This window comes from Bacillus sp. 5w2 (assembly GCF_054353775.1).
In genome coordinates this window covers 92,952-119,489 of the sequence record NZ_JBTIWT010000006.1, presented here as the reverse complement: position 1 = coordinate 119,489, position 26,538 = coordinate 92,952, and the positions used below count along the sequence as shown (strand labels likewise).

At 35.5% G+C, this 26,538-nt stretch carries 19 protein-coding genes; 12 read left to right on the top strand and 7 right to left on the bottom strand.

Annotated features, from left to right (window positions below):
- The first annotated feature begins 27 nt into the window (after positions 1 to 27).
- The 3 genes from ACXY7N_RS13630 (at position 28) to ACXY7N_RS13620 (ending at position 2,056) form a co-directional block, all read left to right on the top strand.
- Positions 28 to 993, top strand: a complete 966-nt coding sequence (locus tag ACXY7N_RS13630) for an L-threonine 3-dehydrogenase (protein WP_016089340.1) — start codon at positions 28 to 30, stop codon at positions 991 to 993.
- A gap of 111 nt (positions 994 to 1,104) precedes the next feature.
- A complete protein-coding gene (gene pyrE / locus ACXY7N_RS13625) occupies positions 1,105 to 1,647 on the top strand; it encodes an orotate phosphoribosyltransferase (RefSeq protein WP_488592439.1) in 543 nt (180 codons plus the stop codon).
- Positions 1,634 to 2,056, top strand: coding sequence for an NUDIX hydrolase (locus tag ACXY7N_RS13620; RefSeq protein WP_016089338.1), 423 nt, complete (start codon positions 1,634 to 1,636; stop codon positions 2,054 to 2,056). Before pyrE ends, ACXY7N_RS13620 begins: the two co-directional genes overlap by 14 nt.
- Positions 2,057 to 2,094: 38 nt before the next feature.
- On the opposite strand, the gene ACXY7N_RS13615 is transcribed toward ACXY7N_RS13620, so the two are convergent.
- The 3 genes from ACXY7N_RS13615 to ACXY7N_RS13605 form a co-directional block, all read right to left on the bottom strand.
- Entirely contained in the window at positions 2,095 to 3,978 is a 1,884-nt protein-coding gene (locus ACXY7N_RS13615) for a vWA domain-containing protein (RefSeq protein WP_098800039.1), read from the bottom strand.
- 3 nt (positions 3,979 to 3,981) lie between these two features.
- Complete coding sequence (locus ACXY7N_RS13610; protein WP_016089336.1) at positions 3,982 to 4,875, bottom strand: ATP-binding protein; 894 nt, start codon at positions 4,873 to 4,875, stop codon at positions 3,982 to 3,984.
- A 127-nt stretch (positions 4,876 to 5,002) separates the two neighbouring features.
- Entirely contained in the window at positions 5,003 to 6,532 is a 1,530-nt protein-coding gene (locus ACXY7N_RS13605; RefSeq protein WP_488592438.1) for a cardiolipin synthase, read from the bottom strand.
- A 183-nt stretch (positions 6,533 to 6,715) separates the two neighbouring features.
- Here ACXY7N_RS13605 and ACXY7N_RS13600 point away from each other — a divergent pair, with 183 nt between their 5' ends.
- From ACXY7N_RS13600 to ACXY7N_RS13590, 3 genes are all read left to right on the top strand, one after another.
- Positions 6,716 to 6,934: a hypothetical protein gene (locus tag ACXY7N_RS13600; protein WP_016089334.1), complete on the top strand. Its 219-nt coding sequence runs from the start codon at positions 6,716 to 6,718 to the stop codon at positions 6,932 to 6,934.
- 9 nt (positions 6,935 to 6,943) lie between these two features.
- The gene (locus ACXY7N_RS13595; RefSeq protein WP_189644933.1) at positions 6,944 to 7,294 is read left to right on the top strand and encodes a cobalt transporter; all 351 of its coding nucleotides are present in this window, start codon (positions 6,944 to 6,946) and stop codon (positions 7,292 to 7,294) included.
- A 495-nt stretch (positions 7,295 to 7,789) separates the two neighbouring features.
- A complete protein-coding gene (locus ACXY7N_RS13590) occupies positions 7,790 to 9,493 on the top strand; it encodes a putative bifunctional diguanylate cyclase/phosphodiesterase (RefSeq protein WP_000893355.1) in 1,704 nt (567 codons plus the stop codon).
- Positions 9,494 to 9,524: 31 nt separating this feature from the next.
- Here ACXY7N_RS13590 and ACXY7N_RS13585 read toward each other — a convergent pair whose 3' ends face one another.
- Complete coding sequence (locus ACXY7N_RS13585; RefSeq protein ID WP_016089331.1) at positions 9,525 to 10,922, bottom strand: amino acid permease; 1,398 nt, start codon at positions 10,920 to 10,922, stop codon at positions 9,525 to 9,527.
- A gap of 446 nt (positions 10,923 to 11,368) precedes the next feature.
- On the opposite strand from ACXY7N_RS13585, the gene treR reads away from it, so the two are divergent.
- The 3 genes from treR (at position 11,369) to treC (ending at position 15,322) form a co-directional block, all read left to right on the top strand.
- Positions 11,369 to 12,079, top strand: a complete 711-nt coding sequence (gene treR / locus ACXY7N_RS13580; RefSeq protein WP_000987247.1) for a trehalose operon repressor — start codon at positions 11,369 to 11,371, stop codon at positions 12,077 to 12,079.
- Positions 12,080 to 12,219: 140 nt separating this feature from the next.
- A complete protein-coding gene (gene treP / locus ACXY7N_RS13575) occupies positions 12,220 to 13,647 on the top strand; it encodes a PTS system trehalose-specific EIIBC component (RefSeq protein ID WP_016089330.1) in 1,428 nt (475 codons plus the stop codon).
- A gap of 13 nt (positions 13,648 to 13,660) precedes the next feature.
- A complete protein-coding gene (gene treC / locus ACXY7N_RS13570) occupies positions 13,661 to 15,322 on the top strand; it encodes an alpha,alpha-phosphotrehalase (RefSeq protein WP_016089329.1) in 1,662 nt (553 codons plus the stop codon).
- 32 nt (positions 15,323 to 15,354) lie between these two features.
- Here the strand turns inward: treC and ACXY7N_RS13565 are convergent, their stop codons facing one another.
- The 3 genes from ACXY7N_RS13565 to gerKA are packed head-to-tail and all read right to left on the bottom strand — an operon-like array spanning position 15,355 to position 19,049.
- On the bottom strand, positions 15,355 to 16,479 hold the full coding sequence (locus tag ACXY7N_RS13565) for a Ger(x)C family spore germination protein (protein WP_016089328.1): 1,125 nt from the start codon (positions 16,477 to 16,479) through the stop codon (positions 15,355 to 15,357).
- On the bottom strand, positions 16,460 to 17,566 hold the full coding sequence (locus ACXY7N_RS13560) for a GerAB/ArcD/ProY family transporter (RefSeq protein ID WP_016089327.1): 1,107 nt from the start codon (positions 17,564 to 17,566) through the stop codon (positions 16,460 to 16,462). Before ACXY7N_RS13560 ends, ACXY7N_RS13565 begins: the two co-directional genes overlap by 20 nt.
- Positions 17,547 to 19,049 (bottom strand): spore germination protein GerKA, encoded by a 1,503-nt coding sequence (gene gerKA / locus ACXY7N_RS13555; protein WP_098485846.1) that lies wholly within the window; start codon positions 19,047 to 19,049, stop codon positions 17,547 to 17,549. The genes ACXY7N_RS13560 and gerKA overlap by 20 nt, the downstream gene beginning before the upstream one ends.
- Positions 19,050 to 19,401: 352 nt before the next feature.
- Between gerKA and ACXY7N_RS13550 the strand changes: the two genes are divergently transcribed.
- From ACXY7N_RS13550 to ACXY7N_RS13540, 3 genes are all read left to right on the top strand, one after another.
- On the top strand, positions 19,402 to 21,234 hold the full coding sequence (locus ACXY7N_RS13550; RefSeq protein ID WP_098485845.1) for a GAF domain-containing sensor histidine kinase: 1,833 nt from the start codon (positions 19,402 to 19,404) through the stop codon (positions 21,232 to 21,234).
- A gap of 1 nt (position 21,235) precedes the next feature.
- Complete coding sequence (locus ACXY7N_RS13545) at positions 21,236 to 21,877, top strand: response regulator (RefSeq protein ID WP_016089324.1); 642 nt, start codon at positions 21,236 to 21,238, stop codon at positions 21,875 to 21,877.
- A 403-nt stretch (positions 21,878 to 22,280) separates the two neighbouring features.
- Positions 22,281 to 26,522, top strand: coding sequence for a S8 family serine peptidase (locus ACXY7N_RS13540; RefSeq protein WP_488592437.1), 4,242 nt, complete (start codon positions 22,281 to 22,283; stop codon positions 26,520 to 26,522).
- Positions 26,523 to 26,538: the final 16 nt, after the last annotated feature.

Sequence of the window (26,538 nt, the reverse complement as noted above, 5' to 3'; positions counted from 1 at the left end):
ATAGCTTGCAAATGAGGAGTGGGGAAAATGAAAAAAATTCTAGTAACCGGTTCTTTAGGGCAGATTGGTTCTGAACTAGTAATGAAACTTCGTGATGTATACGGCGCATCAAATGTTATTGCAACAGATATTCGTGAAACAGATAGTGAAGTAGTAACGTCTGGTCCATTTGAAACGTTAGATGTAACAGATGGACAAAAACTACATGATATCGCAAAGCGTAATGAAGTAGATACAATTATTCATTTAGCAGCTTTACTTTCAGCAACAGCAGAAAAAAATCCGTTATTTGCTTGGAATTTAAATATGGGCGGACTTGTAAATGCATTAGAAGCAGCTCGTGAATTAAACTGTAAGTTTTTCACGCCAAGTTCTATCGGTGCATTCGGTCCATCAACGCCGAAAGATAATACGCCACAAGATACAATTCAGCGTCCTACTACGATGTATGGGGTAAACAAAGTAGCAGGAGAATTACTATGTGATTATTATCATCAAAAGTTTGGCGTTGATACGCGCGGTGTACGTTTCCCAGGTTTAATTTCTTACGTAGCTCCTCCAGGAGGCGGAACAACTGACTATGCAGTTGAAATTTATTATGAGGCGATTAAAAAAGGCGCATACACCTCATACATTGCAGAAGGAACATACATGGATATGATGTATATGCCAGATGCTTTACAAGCGATCATTTCATTAATGGAAGCTGATCCAAGTAAACTTGTGCATAGAAACGCGTTCAATATTACAGCAATGAGCTTTGAGCCAGAGCAAATCGCAGCATCAATTCGTAAACACATTCCGACGTTTACAATGGATTACGCTGTAGATCCTGCTCGTCAAACAATTGCTGATAGCTGGCCAAACTCTATTGATGCAACAGCAGCAATGAAAGAGTGGGGCTTTAAAGCAGAATACGATTTAGACAAAATGACAACGGACATGTTGGCTAAGTTAAAAAAAAAGTTCACAGCTGAGTTAGTGATGAATTAATAGGAAGGGTCGATTCTTATGAATCGACCCTTTTATTTGTAATTCGGGAATATACAAATAATTACAAATGTGATAGAATGGGTTAATTTGTGCATAAAGGGGAGAGATACAATGGAGAAATGGGAGTTAGCAAAGGAAATTTATAATACGTCACGTTTAGCGGGAACATGTAAGCTTCGATCAGGACAAGTATCAAATCAATACTTTGATAAGTACTTATTTGAATCTAATCCAGTACTGTTATTAGCAATTGCTAAACAATTGAAAGAGCTCATTCCTCCTGAGACAGAAGTACTCGCAGGTTTAGAGATGGGCGGAATTCCAGTAGCAACAGCATTATCTTTACAAACAGGTCTACCAGCTGTATTTGTAAGGAAAGAAGCGAAGAAGTATGGCACATGTAAGTTGGCAGAGGGTGTTGATATTACTGGGAAGAATGTTTGTATTATTGAAGATGTTATCACGACAGGTGGTCAAATATTATTAAGTACGAAAGATTTAAGAGAACTAGGTGCGAAAGTACATCATGTTTTAGGTGTGATTGAACGAACGAAAGAGGGAAGAGAAAACCTATTAGAAGATGGCTTACAGCTACATTCCTTATTTATAATGGATGAGTTAATTGAAGGAGAAAAGCAACATGCAAAGAGTTGACGTCGTATATGCACTAATACATGATGAAGAAACAGATAAAATATTAATGGTACATAATATAGAACAAAACGTTTGGTCATTGCCAGGAGGGGCTGTTGAAAAGGGTGAAACGTTAGAGGAAGCTCTAGTAAGAGAAGTAAAAGAAGAGACAGGTTTAACTGCTGTGGCAGGTGGACTTGTTGCGATCAATGAAAAATTCTTTGAAGAATCAGGGAATCATGCGCTACTTTTTACATTCCGAGCAAATGTAGTAACAGGTGAACTTATTGCAGAAGATGAGGATGAAATTTCCGCAATAGAGTGGGTGGATCGAACAATCGCAAATGAACGATTCCCATTCTACGATGGAGGATTTGAGTCATTACTAGAAGTTGCCATTCCATACAAGTTTCAACCAGAAACAAAGTGAATGAAAGAAAAAACAGGAGCGATAAGGCTCCTGTTTTTCTATTCAATCGTCTTTAGTAATAACTTTTTCAATAGTGGTTTAATCTTCAGACGTAAATCTTCAGCGTGATTTGCAACTAAGAAGTGATGGTTATAAATGTTTTTCATTAATTGATAAGTTGCTTCTTTCGCTTCGCCTTCTTCGATGAAGATTCCGATTACTTCCATACCACTTTTACGAGCAAGTTTGACAGCTTCATGCGTATCTAAAATACCGTCTTGTTGATAGTCCAGCGCAGAAGGCTCACCGTCTGTAAAGACAAGTAAGAATTTATGCTTTTCTGGTCTTTTTGCAAGCTTTTCAGAAACGATACGAATAATATATCCGTCGCGATTATCTTCTTCTTCGCGAAGCTGCATAATTTCGGGACCAACGTTTGGTAACGTTGAGTTTTTATATGTCACAACTTCATGGATAACGTTCGGCTTATCTTCAGGTTTAGCACTAGATGCATCTTCCCAAAATCCGCTAATAGCGTGCGGGATTTTTAAAGATTTCAATGCTTCATGGAATAGGACCACACTCTTTTTCGTTTCTTCCATTTTGTTATACATAGAACCAGAGCAGTCCACTAACAATTGGAATGCAACGTCGAGTTCTTGTGATTCTTGCCCTTTTTTATAAAACATGCGTGGCTGCTTTTCTGTATAAATACGAAGGAATTTCTTACGAAGTCTTCCGTAATATTTATCACTATTTGCATTCGTTTTATTTTCAATCGTTTTTTCGATAATTTTCTTTAATTCTTTTACATCTTTATTAACGACTGATTTGATAGCTTGGTAATCCTTTTTCTCATCGGTATTTGCTTTGCGAGCTTCTTTAAATGTATGAGAAGCACCTACATTATACTTACCGTATGCACCGTCGTTTTGACTAGAAGCGTGTGAAGCTCTTGCTTCCTCTGTATCAGCGCCATCAAAGTTGGATTGTGTACTCTTTTGAGAAGTACCTTGTACAGAACCAAGTGCTTGGTCGCCATCTTCTGATTCACGAGCAGTATCGCCCATCATGTTTGTTTTTGTTCCGCTTTCTAATTCAAAGCGTAAAAAGTTCTCGTTTTCGTTATTTTTATTTTCACGATGCCATGTGGAGAAACTTTCATCCATTTTGTTTTTATTTTCATCGTCATCTATGAGTTGCGTATCATCATTTGCTAAATCTTCGACGCGACAATTCTTTTCGTCTGCAATGACAGATAAATAAAGCGGAGCATGTCCGAAATAATTATTAAGCATATCACTTTCAAGAAGTCCTTCTAAACGATAGCGAATTTTTTCAACGATATACATAATATCTTCCGTATTACGAGCTTGGAATGTTTCATGCAAAATTGCTTCAATTTGCTCGAAATATTCATTATTAAACATTTCATATTTATCGCTCGTTAATGAAAGATAGCAGAGACAAAATAGACGGTCACCGTGATAGTTACGAACGCGATTGATTTCATTTTGTGAGCCGAAGTAATTGCGATACATTTCTTTTCTTCTTTTAAAAACATGCTTTGTGCCAGGGCGTAAGTTTTTTACGATTTCCTCAACACGTAAATCTTCTAATAGAACAAATAATTGTGTTAAAAACTTTTTTAAGGGTGATTCTTGTAATTCAATCGCATAAGAACGAATTAAAGTCATGTCCGAGTAATGTTTATTACCAAGTGCTTTTAAAAACACTTCGCTTTTTAATCCGATTACTGTATCCTCTTCTTTTCGATCATCCCAAAAGTGACTAATGACAACCTTTTTTTCAATTTCGTCGTAGTATGCTTTAAAGCCATACTCAAGGTAGGCATCGTCTTCTTTTAGAAGAGCATACATTAAGTTTTCCATTTGTAGAAACAGCGACGCATCAATTTTTTTGTCACTAAAAATTTGTCTCATGAATTATCCCTCAAAGAAATAACTTTCTGCTAATTCACGGACAGTCATTTGTTCTGTTTCATCGTTTAATTTTGCGATAATGCTACGTTCAATTGCGCGCATAACAGGAATATATACGCCTAAATCACATGCGTCGATAATACCACGAATACTTGCTGCCTCTTCACTTACACGTCCATCACGAGCTAAAGGCATAAGGTCGCTTGCAAATGCAACGAACTTTTCAATTGTCGCAGTATCTTTTAATTTTGATTCAGCTAATAATAGTTCTTTTAATGTATCACCTTGAATGTACGGAACTTCAATAATAACAAAACGGTTTTTTAACGCTTCGTTTAGTTCACTTGTACCAACGTAGCCTTCATTAATTGCAGCGATTACACGATATTCATCATCACCGTATACAACTTCTTGTGTAAACGGGTTTGTAATCATTTTACGGTAATCTAATGCGCCGTGAAGAAGTGGTAACGTTTCAGGTTTTGCCATATTGATTTCATCAATATATAGGAAATGGCCGTTCTTCATAGCTTTCATAAGAGGACCGTTAACGAATGTAACTTCAGATGCGCCTTCTTTCGTTTGTAGTGTGTTGTATCCTAAAATACCTTCTACATCTAGGTCAACAGAACAGTTAATGCTATGCATTGGCTTTTGGAATAAAGAAGAAAGAGTTTCCGCTAGTACCGTTTTACCACTACCAGTCGGTCCTTTTAATAGAATATTTTTGCCAAGAAGAAGTGCTGTAATGGCATCTTCAATAATGCTGTTATCAGATGCTTTATATATTTTCTTTCCAATTAAATGTGCATTTTCACCAGCTTCTTGCTTATTCTTTTCGTGAATTGTAGAAAGCTGCTGTTTTAAATCAGCATGTATATGAAATTGTTCTAACATGTATTTCCCACCTAACATTATTTTCATAAAGTAATATACCTTATGATAACTTGTTTTAATATGGTATGCAAAGAAAAGGAGAGAGGACAAATATAAAAGAAAAAGCAATCAATAGTACATTGATTGCTTATAGTAAAGGAGAAATGAGTCGCATAAAAGACTCCAATATTCGTTTTTTTATACTTCTTTTTTGGAAAGAGTTCCATTTAATTTCAGTGGAATGCTTAAAGTCTTCTTCAAAATCATGTTTAATATCATGAACTGTTTCAGATTCATACAATACACTAATAATTTCGTAATTCAATTCAAAGCTTCGTACATCCATATTTGCTGTTCCAATGGTTGCAATTTTATCGTCAACGAGTACAATTTTTGCGTGCATAAATCCATCTTTATAACTGTAAATAGAAGCACCAGCTTTTAAAAGTGGAGTGAAATAGGATTGAGATGCTTGATCGCTAATAATACTGTCACTCTTACCAGGATATAAAATGCGTACATCTATGCCAGATATTGCACTTAAACGTAATAATGTTAAAGTTTCTTGATCTGGAATAAAGTATGGTGTAGCGATCCAAATAGATTTTTTGGCAGATGCCATAACAGCTAGTAAGGTATTACGAATACTTTTATCATCTGAGCTTGGTCCACTTGCTACAATTTGAACAGCACCTTCTGCACTTGAAATTTCTTTACCTGGGAAGTATTGTCTATTCATAAATTGATCCCAAGAATAAGTATTCAACCCGCTAGAGGCATAGAGCCAATCTTCTAGAAAGATTGCTTGTAATTTATATAACGCTTTTCCTTCTATTTTTAAATGACTATCACGCCAAACGGGAAATTTTTTTGAACGGCCAAGATATTCATCACCGACGTTGAGTCCCCCAGTAAAACCAATTTCTCCATCTACAATGACGATTTTACGGTGGTTCCGATAATTAACTGTTTCAAGTAACCAAGCTGAAAAAATAGGGTCAAATTCAACAATTTCAATCCCAGCTTCTTTCATAGGTTTTAAAAAGCGTCTTCTTAGCGTATTACTTCCTAATCCATCATAAAGGAAGCGGACAATAACACCAGCTTTTGCTTTTTTTATTAACACATCCCGAACTTTTGTACCAATCGCATCAGATTTATAAATATAGTATTGAATATGTATGTGATGTTTTGCTTGCTCGATAGCTTGTAAAATTTCTGAGAATGTTTGATCTCCGTTTGTTAAAAGCTTTGTAGTTGTTCTATCTGCAGCAGGCCCGCCTCCAAATTTTTGTACGACTTCTGTTAAATGGGCAGAGCGTTCACTTAATGGGACCTTGAGTGATAACTCTAGTCGCCTTCCTTCTAATATTTCACGGAATAATTTTCTTTGTTCTTCTGAACGATGAAGATGCTTTTTTCTTCTCCAACGGCTACGCCCGAAAATAGAGTATAAAAGCACACCTATAACGGGAAGAAGTGCTAATACTAAAAACCACGCTAAGGTACTTTGAGGAGACCTATTTTCGATAAAAATAACAAATGAAATTCCTACAATTGTGATGGACCAGAGAACGCCGACAAATGTATATAACGAAATATACGATGTATTTAATAGGAAAAGAACGATAGATACAATTGTAAATATTAATAGTAATTGGACGATAGGTTTCTTCATTTCTATATAATTCCTCTAATCTTTCTTCAATATAGACTTCCTAAATAGCAGATGTACTGTGACATTTTTATTATAAAGTGTTTTCTATTTTTTACAAAATGTAGGTATATCCCCATACTTTCCGCATTTGTCCTACATACAGTGTATTGTTACGTTTTTAAAGAGAAAAGGAGGATGGATAAAATGTATGGTCGTCCAATTGGTGGTTTCGGTCACGGAGGTTTTCATGGTGGTTTTGGACATACACCATTTTTTGGTGGAGGTTTCTTCCCAGGTTTTGTAGCAGGTGCATTACTCAGCCCTGGGTTTGGTTATGGCGGATATGGTTATCCGTATTACTCGGATTATTCTTATTATACAGGTTACCAACAAGATCCGTATTATTCATACAATACCTATTAAGATGAGAAGATGGAAAAGGAGAGGGAAAATATGAATTATATAGAAAATAACGGATTGTATTATCGTAATCATCATCCTCATGGGGGGCACAACCATAACGGTGGACATCACCACCATGGAGGGCATAATCACTATGATCATCACCACCATCACGGAGGCGGATGGGGCTGGGGTGGCGGCTCATGGGGCGGTGGATTCTTTCCTGGAAGTTTTGCTGGAGGTGTGTTAGGTGGGCTTACGGCTGGCGCATTAACGGGTGCAGCAAGTGGAGGCTACTATCCAGCACCGTACCCAGTAACATATCCGGCACCATACCCAACGCCATATCCGGGTTATCAGCAAATATCATATCCGTATTAAACTAAAAAAGAGGCTTTCCTCTTTTTTTAGTTTAATAAAGTAATTATTTATAAAATATTTCCAAAATAAAGGTGTAAATATGTTAATATTTTATTATTGTAATTCGGAAACGTATATACTAATTTTAATTTTTATATTATTATCCGTGAATAGTTGTATAGTGTGCTCGAACTTCTATTTCGCTAGTAAAGTAAAGAGGGTTAGATGTGAGCGGGATTAATAGGAAACAGTGGTTGTATAGAGCTAGTTATAAAGGAATGTAAGAGAATGAATAAGGTATAATAAAGTAAGATCAATATAGCGATAAGAAACTACTATTTATAATTGAAACGGTATTATATTGCTTTTTATTACAAATAATATTATGTTATTTTAATCGGCATATTTCAAAATATGATGAATGCAAATAGCTATTATTAAGAAATGAAATATCTCTATTTCTATGAAGAGAAACAAGTTGTGTTTTAGTCAGATAGGAAGCAAGGAGAGATGCGCATGCTAGAACAAAGAGGTCATGCATTATATGACTCTTCATTGCGAGATTTAAAGTTAGCATTAGATGAGTCTTCAATTGTTGCGATTACAGACCGAAAGGGTCTTATTACATATGTAAATGATAAGTTTTGTGAAATCTCCAAATATACACGAGAAGAGTTAATAGGGAAAGATCACCGTATTTTAAATTCAGGATATCACCCGAAAACATTTTTTCAAATTCTATGGAAGCGCATTTTGAGCGGAAAAGTATGGAGAGGTGAGATTCGAAATCAAGCAAAAGATGGTACATATTATTGGGTTAAAACAACAATTGTTCCATTTTTAAATGAAAAAGGAGAGCCATATCAATTTATTGCGATCCGAAATGATATTAGTAGTAGGAAAGAAGCAGAACGGAGGTTGCGGGTAAGCGAAAGTCGTTATAGGGAGCTTGCGTATCATGATGCTTTAACGAGTTTACCGAACCGATTGCAGTTAATAACGACTGTAAACGAGATGATTGCAGACAAAAAAGAATTTGGTATGATTTACTTTGATTTGGATCGTTTTAAATTAGTAAACGATACGCTAGGTCATATGATAGGAGATCTACTTTTAAGCGAAGTTGCTTCACGGTTGCATTATGTGCTAGGAGAGAAAGATGTTCTGGCTAGGCTGGGTGGCGACGAATTTGTGCTGTTAACAAAAAATCATACACAAGATGAGATGAGGCAGTTAGCGACATCTGTGTTGTCATGCTTTCAGGCACCATTCATGCTTGAAGGTCATGAAGTATACATTTCAGCTAGTCTAGGACTGTGCTCATATCCGCAAGACGGACAAGATGTAGAAACACTATTGAAAAATTCGGATTTAGCCATGTACAGTGCGAAAGAACAAGGTAGAAATGCCGCGTGTTTCTTTACAGATGAGTTACGTGCGAAAATAAATCGTAGAATGAAAATTGAATTCGCTTTGCAAAAGGCAATTCGTGATGAAGAATTAGATGTGGTACTGCAGCCTATTATTGATTTGAAAACGAAGAAATATACTGGTATTGAAGCTTTAGCACGTTGTTCGACAGAAGAAGGGCCTATTTCGCCAGGCGAATTTATTCCAGTAGCTGAAGAATCTGGACTTATTATAAAATTAGGAGACTGGGTATTAGAAAAGTCATGTCGCTTGTTTAAAACATTGCCAGATTACGAAGAAGGACTAAGGTTATCTGTTAATTTATCCATACAACAATTAATGCAAAAGCGTTTTATTTTATCTGTACGTAGCATTTTAAGGAGAACTGGCTTTCCACCGAATCGTTTAATTTTGGAAGTAACGGAAAGTATCGCTGTTCGCCATTTTGATTATATTATTGCTACATTACAAGAATTAAGAAATATGGGTATTTTAATTGCTTTAGATGACTTTGGAACGGGTTATTCTTCCTTATACTATTTAAAGCAACTGCCACTGGATATAGTGAAAATTGATCGTAACTTTATTCGTGAATTTCATTATGATCACGCACAGCCAGAGCGAACGATTGTAAAATCTGTTATTGAAATTGCCCATAGCTTAAATTTAGCAGTAGTTGCTGAAGGGGTAGAAACAGTAGAGCAAGAAAGTTTATTACAATCTATGGGCTGTGATTACGTACAAGGATTTTATTATGCGAGACCTTTATCTATAGGAGAGTTAAAAGAAAAGTTAATTACAGATTTTTAATAAAAAAGAGAAGCCAGTAGCTTCTCTTTTTTTAATTCATTTTTTTTGAGTCTTTCATTAATACTGGATAAAGAATAAGACCTAATACAAACAATCCGATTCCTAAGAAGAACGTTTTTAAATCAGCAGTTCCTGTTTTGATAACCCAAATAGAGTAGACAAATGCTAGTGTAGTAATGATTCCATCCTTTATTCGAGAGCCAGGCATTATATCATACGTTTCTCCTGTAATAACCAATTTGAATTGGTACAGCGTGGAAACAAGATATGGGATTAAATAAGCTAATGTTGCTACAACGATAGCGAAATTATAGGCTTCTGACACAGTGCCAGAAATCGTTGAGAATAAGAAAATTTGCGTCATCACATTTGTAATAAATAATGATTTTGAAGGACTACCTTTTTTATTTGTTTTCGCGAAAAACTTAGGGAAAAGTCCATTCTTGGCTGCCTGGTAAGGTACTTCTGAACTAACAACGATCCAGCCAACGGTAGATCCAAATAAAGATACAAGTGCAAGTAAAGCCATGATATAGGCACCTTTATTGCCAATTGCTAAATTTAATGCGTCTACTAATGGTTTTTGAGACTCTTTTAAAGCATCTTGTGGAAGAGCTCCCATTGTAAGTAAAGTAATTGACATGTAAATAAGAAGAGCGATAATTAATCCAAAAATGGTAGCTTTTTTTACATCGCGCTGAGATTTAGCACGGTTAGAAAGCATTACAGCAGATTCAATACCGATAAATGCCCAAAGTGTTGCGATAGCAGCTGAATTGATTTGTCCACCTAACGAAATTGATTGTCCTGCCTCATTCATAAATGTTTGACCGTCTCCAAAATTAGAGGCATTGAAAATGAATAATGTGATTACAATAAACATTGTAAATCCGATAATTTTTGCAATGGTAGCAAGAAGATTCATATTTCCAGCTCGATCAATATTTTGAGAAAGAATATATTGAATTCCCCATAGCATAAGGCTACATACGAGGAAAGTTAGTCCTTTTCCGAGTTCTAGTGAAAATCCGTTGAGTGAAAAGAGAATTTGCTTACTTTGTAAAACTGGAAAGAATGTTGATAAATATCCAGCAAAGGAAATAATAACAGATGCCGTTGCAGCCCAGTTCGCAGCCCAATATCCCCATGCCATACTATATCCTGCAACTTTCCCTGCTTTTTTTGAAGGAAACATCGCTTGAGCGTAACTTTGTGGTCCTGCTTTTAATTCTGGTTTCCGAATTGCTAAATTTCCAAATACGAGTGCAATCATAAATACGCCAAGACCTGTAATACTCCATGCGAGTGTAGAACCCATTGGACCTGATACTTGTGCTAAATTTGATGGGAGCATAAATACGCCACCGCCAACCATATTTCCGATCACAAAAGCTGTTAAAATCCATAATCCCCATTTTTTCGTTTCCATTTTTGTTAACTCCTTTGTAGTAAGTTTTGCTTAAACATCATTTTTTACTAGCTTTTTGGCAATAAAAAAAGAGCCATGTAGATAAAAAATACCTACATGGCTCTTTGCCTCACGTAGGTACAACGGGAATAACCCTTGTACCTACGCGTAATTTTTCCGCTAGGTTTCAAGGGTTACGTATGATGATGATGTTTTTGTGCAAATGTAACTACAGTTGTATAAGTAAGCATAGTTCTTTGCTCCCTTTCTCCTCTGATTTTGAAGTTAGTATACTACATGTTTTTTTGAATGAAAAGAAAAATATAAAAATTTTTATAAAAATACGTTTTAGAGATTAAATATTTACCTGTATTTTTCCTATACTGGAAAATAAGTGAGAGATTGGCAGAAGAGTGTAGCATGGTATAATACATATAGAATTAGAAGGTGACAAGGGGCTATTGTAGATGATGAGTAAGTATGAACAAATTTATACAGAAATCAGTAAGTCTATTGATAATAAACAATTAAAAGAGGGGTGCAAAATCCCATCAGAAACAGAATTAATGAAGCAATATGAAGCAAGTCGAGGTACGGTCAGAAAAGCAGTAGATTTATTGCAAGAGCGTGGATATGTTCAAAAAATACATGGAAAAGGTGTTTTTGTTTTAAAGCGAAAAAACATTGAATTCAACTTTGGTGGTATTGTAAGTTTCCAAGAAGAAAATGAACGTTTAGGACGCCATTGTATTACAAAAGTCGTGGAAATAGAGAAAGTAAAAGCGACAAAAGAGGTTGCAAAGCTATTAAATGTGAAAGAGAAAACAGAAATAGATCATATTAAGCGCGTACGAAATATTGATGGAGAAAAAGTAATTTTGGATATCAATCATTTTGTATCGGAATATATTCCTGGATTAACGAGTGAAATTGCAGCGGAGTCCATTTATAAATACATTGAGAAAGAACTAGGGCTTCATATTAGTTACTCACAAAGGGTAATTGAAGTGCAGCCATGTACAGAGGACGATAGAAAGTATTTAGATTTAAATGGAACAGACTATGTTGTTGTTGTGAAAAACTTTACGCATTTCTATGATGGAAGTCAGTTCGAATATACAGAATCACGCCACCGCTTAGATATTTTTCATTTTTCGGATGTGGCGCGGAGAAAATAAGGAGATGGAACGAAATAACGTTTCATCTCTTTTTTTATAAAAAAATCACAAACTCGTATATACGAGTGTTGACTAACTTATATATACGAGTTAATATGTAATTGTAAACGGTATCAAATAAAGAAAAGAGGGACGGGAATATGGGGAAAGACTATCGTAAAACAGCAGAGGAAGTGTTGCAGTATATTGGTGGGAAAGACAATATTGAACAAGCTGCGCACTGTGTAACGAGGCTCCGTATCGCTTTAAAAGATGAAAGTAAAATAGATAATGATAAATTACAGTCTGTTTCATTAGTGAAAGGAGCGTTTCATAACGCTGGGATATTTCAAGTTGTAATTGGCCCTGGGGACGTAGATCGTGTATACGCTGAATTGATAACGCTTGCAGGTATGAAGGAAGCGACAGTAGCTGACGTGAAAGACTCTGGAAACCAAAAGTTAAATCCAGCTCAAAAGTTTGTAAAAGTATTTTCAGATGTATTTATGCCGATATTACCAGCGATCGTAACAGCTGGTTTACTAATGGGGATTAATAATCTATTAGGGGCAAAGGACTTATTTTTTGAAGGTAAAAATTTATTAGATGTGTATCCAAACTTAGGTGGGCTTTGGGATTTAATTAATATGATGGCGAATACAGCATTCGTATTCTTACCAGCACTTGTCGGTTGGTCAGCAACGAAGCGTTTTGGTGGTAGTCCGATATTAGGGATCGTTATGGGATTAATGCTTGTTCATCCGGCCTTATTAAACGCGTGGGATTATGGAAAAGCCGCGACTGGTTTAGAGGGACAAAAGATTGAGTACTTCGATATTTTAGGATTATTTCAAATTGAAAAGGTAGGGTATCAAGGTCAAATCTTACCGGTTTTAGTAGCAGCATTTGTATTAAGTAAAGTGGAAATTTTCTTAAAGAAACATGTGCCAAATGCAATTCAATTATTAGTTGTACCAATTACAACGATTGTCGTAACAGGTGTGTTAGCATTAGGGATTATTGGTCCGGTTACACGTCATATTGGAGATTTATTAACAGTTGGATTAGTAGGTATATATGAAACAGTACCAGTAGTTGGAGCGGTATTGTTTGGAGCATTATATGCACCGCTCGTAATTACAGGTATGCATCATATGTTTATTGCAATTGACTTACAATTAATTGCACAGCACGGTGGTACATTCATTTGGCCAATGATTGCTCTTTCTAACATTGCGCAAGGTAGTGCGGCACTTGCGATGTTCTGGATTTCTAAAAATCAAAATGATAAAAGTATGGCATCGACATCAGCAATTTCAGCATATTTCGGTATTACAGAGCCAGCTATGTTTGGTGTAAACTTACGAAATAAATTCCCGTTCTATGCAGCGATTATAGGATCGGCTGTGGCAGCGATATTCATTACGTTAAATGGTGTATTAGCACCTGCTATCGGAATTGGTGGATTACCAGCATTTATTTCTATCATTCCGAAATCGATTCCAATATTTATTGTAGGAATGATTATCGCAGTTGTAATCCCATTTACGTTAACATGGTTATTTGCAAAACGAGTAAAACAGAAGTAGGAGGAAGTTAAACATGAAGGATTGGCATAAAAGTGTAGTTTATCAAATTTATCCGAAGAGCTTTAATAGCTATTACAATAAAGAAACCGGTGATATAAAAGGGGTTACAGAGAAACTAGATTACTTAAAAGAACTCGGAGTAGATTATATTTGGTTAACACCGATATACCAATCACCACAAAATGATAATGGATACGATGTAAGTGATTACTACAGCATTGATCCATCTTACGGAACGATGGAAGAGTTTGAAGAGCTTTTAGAAGAAGCAAAGGCACGTAATATTGAAATTATGCTTGATATCGTTGTCAATCATAGTTCGACGGAGCATAAGTGGTTTAAAGAAGCGAAGGAAGATAAAAATAGTCCATATCGTAATTACTATATTTGGCGTGATGAAAAAAATAATTGGCAATCTAAGTTTGGCGGGTCTGCTTGGAAATATGATGAGAAGACAGAGCAATATTATTTACATTTATTTGATGAAACACAAGCTGATTTAAATTGGGAAAATGAAAAACTTCGTGAAGAAGTATATGATATGATGCGTTTTTGGCTTGATAAAGGGGTAACTGGATTCCGATTAGATGTTATTAATTTAATTTCAAAAGATCAACAGTTCTTAAATGATGACGGAAGTACGGCGACAAGTGATGGGCGTAAATATTATACAGATGGCCCGCGCGTTCATGAATATTTACAAGAGATGAACCGAAATGTTTTTGAAGGGAAAGATGTAATTACAGTTGGAGAAATGTCATCTACGACAATTGATAATTGTATCAAATATTCAAACCCTGAGCGTAATGAATTAAGTATGACGTTTAGTTTCCATCATTTAAAAGTAGATTATCCGAATGGAGATAAGTGGACGCAAGCTAATTTTGATTTCATTAAATTAAAAGAGATTATGTCTAATTGGCAAATTGAAATGCAAAAGGGTCGAGGATGGAATGCGTTATTCTGGTGTAATCATGACCAACCTCGCATAGTGTCACGCTTTGGTGATGATAGAAAGTACCGAAATGAATCTGCGAAAATGTTAGCGACTGCTATGCATATGTTGCAAGGAACTCCTTACATTTATCAAGGCGAAGAAATCGGTATGACGAATCCTAAATTCGAGTCCATTGAGCAATATCGCGATGTGGAATCGTTAAATATATACGATATAAAGCGAGAAGAAGGATTATCAAAAGAAGAGATTATAGGGATTTTAAAACAAAAATCTCGTGACAACTCTCGTACTCCGATGCAGTGGAATGAAAAGGTGAACAGTGGTTTTACAACAAGTACACCTTGGATTTCAGTGGCTGAAAACTTTACAGAAATAAACGTAGAGAAGGCATTAGAAGATAAAGAGTCTGTATTTTATCATTATAAAAAGTTAATAGAACTTAGAAAAACGTATGATGTAATTACAGAAGGGGAATATGCTATTTTAGATGGAAATCATCCTAAGATTTGGGCATATACACGTACTGTAGAGAATGAAGTACTACTTGTTATCAATAACTTCTACGGAGAAGAAATAACGTATGCTGTACCAGCTCATGTTCCATTAGGTGGAATGAAACAAGAAATACTACTGTCGAATTATAAAGATTTCAGCAAGGATATTACAAAACTGAACTTAAGACCATATGAATCAATTGTCTATCGATATACGAAATAAAAAGGTTGTATGCCCGCGTGGCATACAACCTTTTATTTTAAGACACCACTATACAAAATGTTTACTTCTACTTCAGGTTTGAATTTTACTTTTGCATAATCTTTATTCCAATTTTTTTTCTTCCATAACTCAGGATGATATGCGATAAGGTGTCTGCCGATACCGAAAGCATCACAATTTGCTTTTTGTAACCTGTTCGTTATTTGTTTTGCTTCTTTTGTAAGTTGTTTAGATAATTTTTCGTTTAATTTTTTCCTTTCTTCCATTTTGTAAATATTATCTCTTGGAGCCTCAAGGGCTATAACTTTTAGTTGAAGCTTAATGTGAGCATATACATTTCCTTTTTTATCTGTCGTTATTTGTAAGTCTCGTTTTAACTTTCGATTACTAACTTCCATTGTTAAATAATCAGATGTCTTCTCTGATTCATCGCTAGTAAGTTTTTGGGTTATACGGGCACTTGTTCCCATTTTTCCGGTTAATAACACGAATAAAACAGCTTGTTTCAGGGGGAGATGTCCAGTTAATTTGTCTTTATTAAATAAAGCTAATCCATTTGTAATAACCTCTGTTCCTTTTATTTTTATAGAAGGAAGGGTGAAATCTTTACCCGGATCTAACATTTTTGTAGCAGCTGTTTCTAAAGTTTCTTTTGGAAACACACTCATATCTTCTAAGCTTCTCACTTTCTTCTTTAGGAAATCTCCAATCAGTAAATTCCCTACTTTCTTTTTTTTGAGTATCTCGGATGTGTCACCATCTACTGAAATAAGTTTTACTAAAGCAGTTGGATTTGTTGGGTCCCGAAAGCTGACATCTAAATAGGGAAGTATACCTTTTTTTTGAATTTTTGTTCCTAATAATTGAACGCCATATTTAAAATATCGAATGTTTCCAGTTACATTTTTTTTTAGGGCATCGCTTGAATCCCTTATGTTAAGTCCGATTGCAGAATGTACTTCATTCGCAAACGAAGACTGCTCGCTACTGGAACTTTTTACGATTTCAAGTGTTTGCTGAAGTTTATTCTCTTCTGTAATATCATATCCAATACTATAAGCTAATCTTGCTTCTCTTAATGGTTCTTGATCCCAACAGCCAGAAAGGAGGGAACTAGTACATAATATAAAAAGTAATTTAACTCTTTTTTTGAACATACTGTTCTCCTTTCTTCTTTCTTATTACTGAATAAAGTAGAAATAAAAGAGGGAGGACAACGATGAAAATATAGGTGAACTTATCAGTGAAAGTTGCAATTACTTTTAATTCTTCAGGTGTATCTATAAATAGGGCTACGCTAAAGGCAATAATACCAACGATTGGAACAGCTTTTTTATAATTAGCGAGGTTGAATATATGTCCAATTCCGATTGAAGCAGCATAATAATAACTAGCAATAGAAGCGACAACTGTTATCATCCATATTGGTATGAATAGTAAATCAGTTCGGTCTATAATCCCGATATGTAAGGAGCGTAATAAGTAAGCAACTGGCTCTGGAATAAGCTCAACTTGTTTTGGGCTAAATACGATAAAGCAAATCCAAACAGTAAAAGTATAAAAAAGAGTTACAAATCCATTAGCGATAGAAATTGCTTTCAGTTTTGCCACAGAACTCCCGTTTACTTTTGGGAAAGCGATAAGAATAATCTCAAAACCATACATAGCTGTAATGGTTTCTTTTGATGCTTGAATAATATTCCACCATCCGGCTTCTGTAATTGGAAAAATGTAAGAAAAATCAGCTCGTGTAAGCCCTAGGGCAATTAAAAGAGTCATTGGTAAAATGAGAATAGAAGCCATGACGTAAAACCGTACGATGACTTTGAACGTATTATAAGCTATGTAACAACAAGCTATTGTAAATAGCATGAGGGTGGCATACCAAGGAGTTGCTTGTAATATCCAAACTTTAATGACATTACAAGCATTTAACATAACCGTCATACCGATAAGGGTAAAATAAAAAACATAAGCAAAACCTAATAGTTTTCCAAACTTATTCCCAAATAGTATACAAATACTTTCATACATATCTGCATCAGGAAATCGTTTTAAGAAAAGCCACATAAGTAAAATAATAAGTTGAATTGCAAGACCAGCGATGAGAGCAGAAATCCATCCGCCACCTTTCGCTATTGGGTGAAGACGGTTTGGTAGAGAAAGTATACCAACTCCGATTTGGCATTGAATAACGAAAAAGGTAAATTGAACAAGTGAAATTTTACTTTGCGTGTTTGTCACCGTTCTCATCCTCTCTCGTTACATGTTGTCGTTGCATTTTTTTCGGTTTTGAATCATGTGGTCGTTCCCAAAACGACCAAATTGGTAGTCGTACAAAAGAGTCTTTCATATCTTTTATCCGCATCGGAGCGACAGGAGAAAGATATGGGGTATGAAATGAATGTAACTGGCATAAATGAACGAAAGTTATAATGAGACCGAATGATATTCCTACATAACCGAATATGGCAGCAAGGAGCATTAACGGAAAACGAAGAATCCGAACTGCGGAACTCATATCATTTGATGGAACAAGAAAAGATGAGATTGCAGTTAAAGCTACAACGATAATCATTGTATAAGAAACGAGACCGGCTTTTACAATTGCATCACCAATTACTAAACCACCTACAATACCGATTGTTTGTCCAACTCGGCTTGGCAAGCGAATACCAGCTTCCCGTAATAATTCAAAGATTAATTCCATTAAGAGAGCTTCAAAAATAGGAGGAAGTGGCACTTTTTCTAATGAAGCTTTAATCGTATAAACAAGTTCGAGCGGCAACACATCAGGATGAAAAGCAACTGTTGCGATATATATAGCGGGCAAGAGAAAGGCAATCAAGAAACTGACTAAGCGAATCATTCGGATGAAAGAACCGACAATCCAGCGGTTATTATAATCATCTGGTGATTGATAGAAAGCAAATAACGTAACAGGAACGATAAGTGCAGTTGGATCTCCATCAGATAAAATAGCAACTCGTCCTTCCATTAAATTTGCTGCGACTCTATCTGGACGCTCTGTATTTAATTGTTGCGGAAAGGGTGAGAAAGACGTATCCTCTATAAATTCTTGTATATATCCTGGAGGCATAAGTGCATCTGTCTTAATCGTTTCTAACCTTCTTTTTACTTCTGTAACTAGATCGTCATTAGCTATGTTTTGCATATAAGCAATGGCCACTTTCGTATGCATTTCTTCACCGAGTGTGAAATATTTAACGACGACATGTGGACTTTTTATGAGTTTACGAATAGAAGCTAAATTGGTTGCTAAATCTTCTACTAAACCAGTATGCGGTCCACGGACAATCCCTTCATTATCAGGTTCTGTTATATCTCTCTTTAAAGATAGAGCTGTTTCGAAAATACAAAAACTGTCGACGTGTTCATGAAAATATAAAGATTTACCTTGTAATAAAAGCTGCACACCATAATTTAAATTTGTTTCTTTTTTCATATTTAATGTGGCAAAAGCTTTATCTAAAGACAAATCTGACCGAGTTAATAAAGGCTCAAGAGCTAATTGATGAATTAAATTTGGGTCGGCTAAAGATTCGATATATAAGATTGTTCCTTTTCCATTTTGAAAAGGGAGATCTAATTTTTTTATATCATCAGAATGAGAAAGTTTATTTTCAATGTAATTAATGTTCTCCGGAAGTGATGGGAACATATGCTTTTTGTTATTATCTTGTTGTGAGCTCTTCTGTTCGGCCATACTTTCCATCTCCTTTACATTGAAATTATTTCTGTTAATTTTTGTTTTTTTTGAGGAAATTATGCTTGGATTATTTAGAAAAGTAGGGGGGATGGAAAGAACGTATATATTTGCGATATTAATATATATCTTTTGTACTATAAGGGGGTAAACCTAGCGGTATGCATAATTACATCATTCGATGAATAGGAAATTTAAGAAAAGCGATTTATAATACTAGTATTGTGTCTTGCCTTTTTAGGTACAGTACACAGCCGGTGATTGGCTAGTGGAGGTTCTTCCATTTTGCCAGTGCCGGTTTTTTATTGGATAATAGAGAAAATGAAGTTTTATAAAGAAAGAAGGGGTTGTTTTGAAGGAGGTAAATTCTATCTTTATGAGAGAAAAGATTGCTAGTACTTATCTTTATTTTATTTCTTTACTTGGTTTGGTTACTATAACTATATCTTTACTTGAAATTAAAATCCCTTCTCATCCAACAATACTAATATTGTTGTTACTATTTATGGGGATTGCAGAGTATTTTCCTGTAAGATTTTGGAGAGGGACTAGCTCGCTTACCTTTCCGATCATTTATGCTATGAGTTGGCAGTTTGGAATTCATATAACTATTGTTGCTATTGTACTCATAACGCTAATTATTCACCTGCATCGTCGTTCACCGATACAAAGAATGTTATTTAATAGTACTCAGCATGCACTTAGTTTGATCTTGGCCGAATGGTTTTCAAACAAATGTATGTCCTTATTAATTAACGAGATAGATATATCAGTTCTGTATGGAAATTTAATATCTTTGTTATTATTTTGCGTGTTTTTTGGTTTTTTCAACAATCGTTTTTACGATTTGTTAATGATACTCCTTCCGCAGCCATATTCAATCTATCAGTGGTATAAAAAAACTGTAACGGTATTTCTTTGCGAAACTTTTGGTTTCTCTTATGCGGCACTGATGCACGTATTAATTGGTACATATAGTGTGGAGGTAAACGAGATTACAGTACTGTTTTTCTTTTTTCCACTTGTAGCAACTTCCGTTATTAGTTCTTTTTCTGTACGGATAAGGATGGAGAAAGAACGATTATATGAGTTATTTCTTATTACGACCGAAATTAGTCGAGGATTAACCGGAGGAAACTTGAAACATATTAAACAAGCACTTAAAGGTTTTTTTGGCATACAAGCATATGTAATATGGACAAAAGATGATGGGAACTGGAATATTCTATTAAAAGATGGGAAAGTGCGCTCTGATATATCTGATGATTCAGAAAAGTTCAGGGCTTTTGAGGAACTTTCTAAAAATCTTGTATTTAATGATTGGAAAATTGGTACAGCTCCTGGAGATGAAATATTTGATAGTGTTATACGCTCACTTGTATATTTTCCTCTTATAGTAAATGGTGAATTAGTCGGAATGTTTGTTGCAGGGAAAAGTAGAAATGCGGGTTTCTTTCCGGAAGATGTACAGTCGTTAGCTACATTTTCTAACCAATTAGCTAACGTTGTTAAAACAAGGATATTGATTTCTGAGCAGGAAAAAAGAATGATCTTAGAAGAAAGAAATAGAATCGCACGAGAAATTCACGATGGTATTGCACAAACATTAGCTGGGGTGATATTCCAGCTAGAATCCGCGCAGAAAAAATACCGTGATAAACCAATAGATATGCAGCAAGTAGTAGAGAAAAGTATAAAAGATTTAAGAGGGAGCCTAGGAGAAGTTCGCTATTCTATTTATGCTTTAAAACCATATCCGACACAACAATTAGGGCTTAAGCAGGCGATAGCAAGTAAAATAAAATCTTTAAAACAAGAATATGAACTAGATATTACATATCATGAAAGAGGTCATGCACGTGCGCTTAGTTTTTCAAAAGAAAGAGTTATTTTTGATACATTACAAGAGAGTTTGCAAAACATCGTAAAACATGCACAAGCAGAAAAGACTGATGTTTTACTCAGCTATCAAAGTGAACACGTGCTTTTAAGGGTTAAGGATAATGGAGTTGGCTTTTCACTATTTGAGTCTATGGTTAAAACGAAGAATGAGCCACATTATGGTATATTACATATGAATGAACAAGCTGACCAACTAGGGGCTACTTTACAGATTGATAGTTCTGTAGGAAAAGGGACAGAAATTACACTGTTAATTCCAGATTCACAAACAAGGGGTGCGTAAAATGATTAAAATATTAGTAGTAGATGATCATGCTTTTTTACGGGACGCAATTCGGAGCATACTAGAGGATGAATCTGATATGAAAGTGGTTGGAGAAGCTAGCTCTGGGGATGAAGTATTGGGGAAATTCGAAGAATGCGGACCAGATTGTATTTTGATGGATATTAATCTTCCAGGGAAAAATGGAATTGAAGCTACAGAGTTAGTGAAAAAAAAATATCCGAATTGCCGAGTACTTGTGTTTACAATGTATGAGCATGATGAGTATTTAATGGATGCACTTCAGGCCGGTGCTGATGGTTATTTATTGAAGGATTCATCATCGGAGCAGGTAGTAGCAGCAATTCGAATGTTATATCGAGGCGATTCAGTTATTCATCCACGTATGACTAAAAAATTGATTACATATCATCAGCAAAAAATGAAAGTAGAATCAAATGAAAATGAACTGACGGAACGTGAAAAGGAAATTCTTTTTGAATTAGTAAAAGGGCTTAGTAATAAAGAAATTGCTGAAGTTCTATATATTAGTGATAAAACAGTTAAAATTCACATCAATAAAATTTTTAAAAAACTAAATGTGAAAAGTCGATCGCAAGCAGTGATTTATGCAGTTCGAAATCAATTGGTTCCGCTAGATTAAATAAGAAATCTATCAAAGAACTATCGTGTTGCTTTATTCTGTATCACAAAGAATAAAGGACAAGATAGTTCTTTTGTACTATGTAGGCATAGAATCCTTAGAGAAAAGATACTCCTTTTGGTTAATTTTCGGAATAATCAAAATGTGTAACAATAAAAATAGAATTACATTTTAATCCTATTAATAATTCATTTCATGAAAATCTTTTGTTGAAAATACATGATGGGGGGCTCCTATAGAAAGAGTAAAGTGAGTGAGTAGCTATATGAGGCATGGGGATGGTAGTAGTGTTGGAAATCTTTCATGATACAAAAGATTAAGATTGATAGAGTTTCCAATGCTAAGTAGGAATGTAAGAATCAATTTGTTTCAAAAAATAATATTAATAATGGGGAGATGCAATATGAAACGAGGGAAATTTGGAAAGATTCTTATTGGAACGTTAACAGTTGGAATGTTATTGTCTCAAGGAATTCCATATAACGTATTAGCGGAAGAGGTAAATACGTCTACTTTAACTGGAATTGATGATGCAAATGCTATCTTAAAAGGCCTTACAAAGGAACAACGTAATGCCTTAAAAACGTTAGATACTAAACCAGGTTTTGTTATTTCGCCAGGTATCAATACAGCAAGTCCTAATAATGTGAATGTGATTATAGAATTTAAGCAAGCACCTAGCAAAATTGAGGTATTAAAACAAGCGGCTAAAGGGAAAAAGGTAGCTCTTTCAAATGCGGAACAAAAGGTAGAGGCATCACATAAAGGATTTAAAGCAGAGCTTGAACAGCTTCAAAAGAATAAAGAGAAAGGGACAAATTTAAAATCTGCAAAAATAACAAGAGAATATAAGAATGCTTTTAATGGTGTAGCGATTTCTTTACCAGCGAATATGATTGAAGACTTAGTTCGTACTGGTATCGTTAAGCGCGTATGGGAAGATCATGAGGTTAAAATTGATTTACCGAAAGACACAGCTAAGACTGCTGTTGAACCAAAAATGGCAGATAGTGTACCACAAATTGGTGTGGACAAGCTGCACGATGAAAAAATAACAGGTAAAGGAATTAAGGTAGGTGTACTGGACACCGGTATTGATTACAACCACCCGGATTTGAAAGATGCATATAAAGGATATCGTGCAAAACAAGGTGAGGATCCAAGCAAAATAGATCCAAACTCAATAAAAGGATGGGACTTTGTTAATAATGATGCTGATCCAATGGAGACAACGTATAAGGATTGGCAAAATTCTGGGGGATATCCTGAGATTTATGATGGAAGTGCATATTATACATCCCATGGTACGCATGTAGCTGGGACAATTGCTGCAGACAAACAGAATAGTGTGGATTATGCAGTGAAGGGCGTTGCTCCAGATGTAGATTTATATTCATATCGCGTATTAGGTCCATATGGAAGTGGACAAACAAGCGGTATTCTTGCTGCAATTGATAAAGCAGTGAAAGACGATATGGATGTTATCAATTTATCACTAGGAGCATCTATTAATGATCCTTTATATCCTACCTCTGTCGCAGTGAACAATGCGATGTTAGCTGGTGTTGTTACAGTAGTAGCAGCAGGTAATAGTGGTCCGGGAGAAGGTACCATTGGATCACCTAGTGCAGCAGCACTTCCAATTACAGTTGGAGCAAGTGACGCTGCAATGACTATCCCAACGTTTTCCGCCGATGCAGGTGATGTACATGTAGATAAAATGATGCTACTTGGAAAAGGCTTTACTGATAAGATTGAAGATTTGAAAGGGCAATCCTTATCGGTTGTATATGCAGGGCTTGGGAAAACAGATGATTTTACAGGGAAAGATGTAAAAGGAAAGTTAGCTCTTATTCAACGCGGTGAGCTTACATTTGATGAAAAAATTAAAAATGCTAAGGAAGCAGGCGCAAAGGCGGTAATTGTATACAACAATGTAGATGGAGAAATTACAAGTTATCTTGGGGAAAGTACTTCATCTATTCCATCGTTCCGCTTAACAAAAGTAGATGGTGAGAAATTGCAAGCAAAAGCTGTACATGGAGATGTGTCGTTAGCATTTGGAGAACTTAGTAATATAAAAACAGAGGGAGATCACTTAGCTGATTTCAGCTCCCGTGGTCCTGCAACTAAGACAGATGATATTAAGCCGGATATTGTAGCACCAGGTGTGTCTATTTTCTCAACTGTTCCTGAATATATTAATGATCCAAAAGATGGAGAAAATTATCCGGTAGCGTATGGACGTATGTCAGGTACATCTATGGCAACTCCTCATACTGCAGGAGTAGCGGCACTTATTTTACAAGAACATCCAAACTATAGTCCATTTGAAGTAAAAGAAGCACTTATGAATACCGCAGTTGACCTAAAAGAAGAGCGTTCTGTATTTGAGGTGGGCTCAGGACGAATTGATGCATATCGTGCAGTTCATGCAGATACATCTATCGAGGTTATCGATAAAACATCAAATGTTGTAGATGATGAAGAAGTAGAAATTGAAGAAAAAACAGGTTCTATTGCGTTTGGGTATAAAAATCAAATTGAAAATGGGCCTATTAAAGATAGTCGAAAAGTCTCAATTAAGAACAGCAGTAAAACAGATGGGAAAGAATTTAAATTAGAGGTAGAATTTTCACCTACAAGTGTAGGGGTACAAGATGCAGCAAAGAATGGTGTGAAGCTAAACGTACCAGATTCTATTAAAGTAGCTCCTGGTACATCAGAGGAAATTAGCCCTGAAATTATCATTCCAGAAAACGCTGAATTTGGTAGATATGAGGGATATATTCATATTTCAAATAAAAACAATGAAAAAGAAGTATATCAAGTACCATTTGCAGTTAAATTCACAGAAAAAGGGATTGCGTCTGTAGATTTACTGAGAGATGCAATGGCAACAGATACATCTAAATTCCATCCATTTATGGAAAGACCAAGTTCGCCGTTGGCATTTAAATTAAATAGCCCTCTTGAAACTATTGATGCAGTTGTGAAGGACCGAAAGACAGGGAAGGCATTAGGAGTCGTTGGTACACTTAATGCAAGTAGTCTAACACCGAATGTTGAATATATGATGTTTTCTGGTATGGGAGGGTATGTATTTCCATTCACAGGGGATCCAGCTCACCCAATTGGGGATAAAACTGTTATGTTGCCTGATGGAGATTACGAATTGGACTTCGTTGGATATGATAAAGAAGGAAAATCGTATACAAAAGGCGATAGCATTATCATTGATAATGTAATACCTGAAATGAAATTTAAGGATGTACAACCTGGTATACACGAAGTCAATGATTCCATGTTTAAAGAAGAAGACGGCCAACGTGCATTATGGGTGCATGGTAATATTTATGATTCTACAGTAGATACATTAAAGGCAAAAGGCTTGCAGTATGATCAAAAAGCGAATCAAATCGTATATTATCAAAACTCAGCCTTCCCATCAGGTTGGTTAAATACAATTCAAGCAAATGGTGATTTTAAATTTGGAGTACTTCCAGAGGAAATAAATGAGCCGTTAAATTTAAAATTATTTGGATATGACCTTGCCACTGCAGGGAATATGGCAACTGGATATAAAGATTATGTCTTTGTAAAAGAAGGGACAGAATACGCTGTTCCAAGTTATGACAAAGATAAAATCAAATTAGGAGAGAAAATTACTTTAACTTTGAATCTCAATAATGTAAAACAGCTTATGTCAGGTACATTTGAAATTCCTTATTACAAGCAGTTCTTTAAATTTACAGATGTGAAACCAAATCCAGCACTTACGGAATATGTAAAACAACATGGACTGAACCTTAAATTAGAAGATCCGAAGGTAAGTGAAGAAGGAGCTTGGGAAAACAAGGTGAAAGTTGGCGCGTCATTGGAAGGAAAAGAATTTAAAGGATTAGATGGAGACACACCATTTTTAGATGTTACATTCGAGATGACGAGCGATGAATACTTTAATGATTTAACTGCATTTGCAGCAGATAAGTTCTCTTATACAAAAGCTGGTGCATCAGAAGGCACTGAGATTCCTGTGTTTAAAGATAAATCTTTTGCTATTGTTTCGAAACATTCAACGGTTACAGGTTATATTGGTCCGGAAGCTTTCTTAAATGAAGAGGGGTATTTAGGTAAGAAAGACTATACAAAACTAGGAGCAAAAGTGTACGCAGTTGGCAAGGATGGAAAGAAATATACAGGAACGATTAATGAAAATGGGCAATTTGAGATTCATAGTGTTCCAGTAAGCGATAAAGAATATGATATCTTCGTAGAAATGCCAGGTCATTTAAATAGTAAATTAACAACAAAAATAGGGAAAATGCAGGATGGAGAATTAGTGGGACAAAACTTTAGAGCTGACATGGATGATAACCTTGCAGGTGATGTAAACGGCGATAAAATGGTGGATATTCAAGATGCTAGAATAGCAGCTCTGTCATATGGAAAAGGAAAAGTATCTGTAAAAGATGGAGATATAAATCAAGATGGTGTTGTAGATGAAACGGATATTCGTTTTATTGAGAAAAACTTCTTGAAAAAGGGTCTAGATGCCAAAGGAAATCAGAAACCGAAAGAAAATGTAGGGCCAGTGACGTTAGATAAAATCTTACGATCTATCGGTTTAGAACCCAAAAAATAAGTGGACAAACTTCTAG

Excerpts from the sequence above, each read along its gene's own strand:
- ACXY7N_RS13565 (WP_016089328.1), bottom strand. The coding sequence starts at position 16,479 with ATGTTCAAAAAAAGAGTTAAATTACTTTTTATATTATGTACTAGTTCC.
- ACXY7N_RS13585 (WP_016089331.1), bottom strand. The coding sequence starts at position 10,922 with ATGGAAACGAAAAAATGGGGATTATGGATTTTAACAGCTTTTGTGATC.
- ACXY7N_RS13600 (WP_016089334.1), top strand. The coding sequence starts at position 6,716 with ATGTATGGTCGTCCAATTGGTGGTTTCGGTCACGGAGGTTTTCATGGT.
- treR (WP_000987247.1), top strand. The coding sequence starts at position 11,369 with ATGATGAGTAAGTATGAACAAATTTATACAGAAATCAGTAAGTCTATT.
- ACXY7N_RS13630 (WP_016089340.1), top strand. The coding sequence starts at position 28 with ATGAAAAAAATTCTAGTAACCGGTTCTTTAGGGCAGATTGGTTCTGAA.
- ACXY7N_RS13620 (WP_016089338.1), top strand. The coding sequence starts at position 1,634 with ATGCAAAGAGTTGACGTCGTATATGCACTAATACATGATGAAGAAACA.
- treC (WP_016089329.1), top strand. The coding sequence starts at position 13,661 with ATGAAGGATTGGCATAAAAGTGTAGTTTATCAAATTTATCCGAAGAGC.
- gerKA (WP_098485846.1), bottom strand. The coding sequence starts at position 19,049 with ATGGCCGAACAGAAGAGCTCACAACAAGATAATAACAAAAAGCATATG.
- treP (WP_016089330.1), top strand. The coding sequence starts at position 12,220 with ATGGGGAAAGACTATCGTAAAACAGCAGAGGAAGTGTTGCAGTATATT.
- pyrE (WP_488592439.1), top strand. The coding sequence starts at position 1,105 with ATGGAGAAATGGGAGTTAGCAAAGGAAATTTATAATACGTCACGTTTA.
- ACXY7N_RS13595 (WP_189644933.1), top strand. The coding sequence starts at position 6,944 with ATGGAAAAGGAGAGGGAAAATATGAATTATATAGAAAATAACGGATTG.
- ACXY7N_RS13545 (WP_016089324.1), top strand. The coding sequence starts at position 21,236 with ATGATTAAAATATTAGTAGTAGATGATCATGCTTTTTTACGGGACGCA.
- ACXY7N_RS13590 (WP_000893355.1), top strand. The coding sequence starts at position 7,790 with ATGCTAGAACAAAGAGGTCATGCATTATATGACTCTTCATTGCGAGAT.
- ACXY7N_RS13615 (WP_098800039.1), bottom strand. The coding sequence starts at position 3,978 with ATGAGACAAATTTTTAGTGACAAAAAAATTGATGCGTCGCTGTTTCTA.
- ACXY7N_RS13610 (WP_016089336.1), bottom strand. The coding sequence starts at position 4,875 with ATGTTAGAACAATTTCATATACATGCTGATTTAAAACAGCAGCTTTCT.
- ACXY7N_RS13540 (WP_488592437.1), top strand. The coding sequence starts at position 22,281 with ATGAAACGAGGGAAATTTGGAAAGATTCTTATTGGAACGTTAACAGTT.
- ACXY7N_RS13605 (WP_488592438.1), bottom strand. The coding sequence starts at position 6,532 with ATGAAGAAACCTATCGTCCAATTACTATTAATATTTACAATTGTATCT.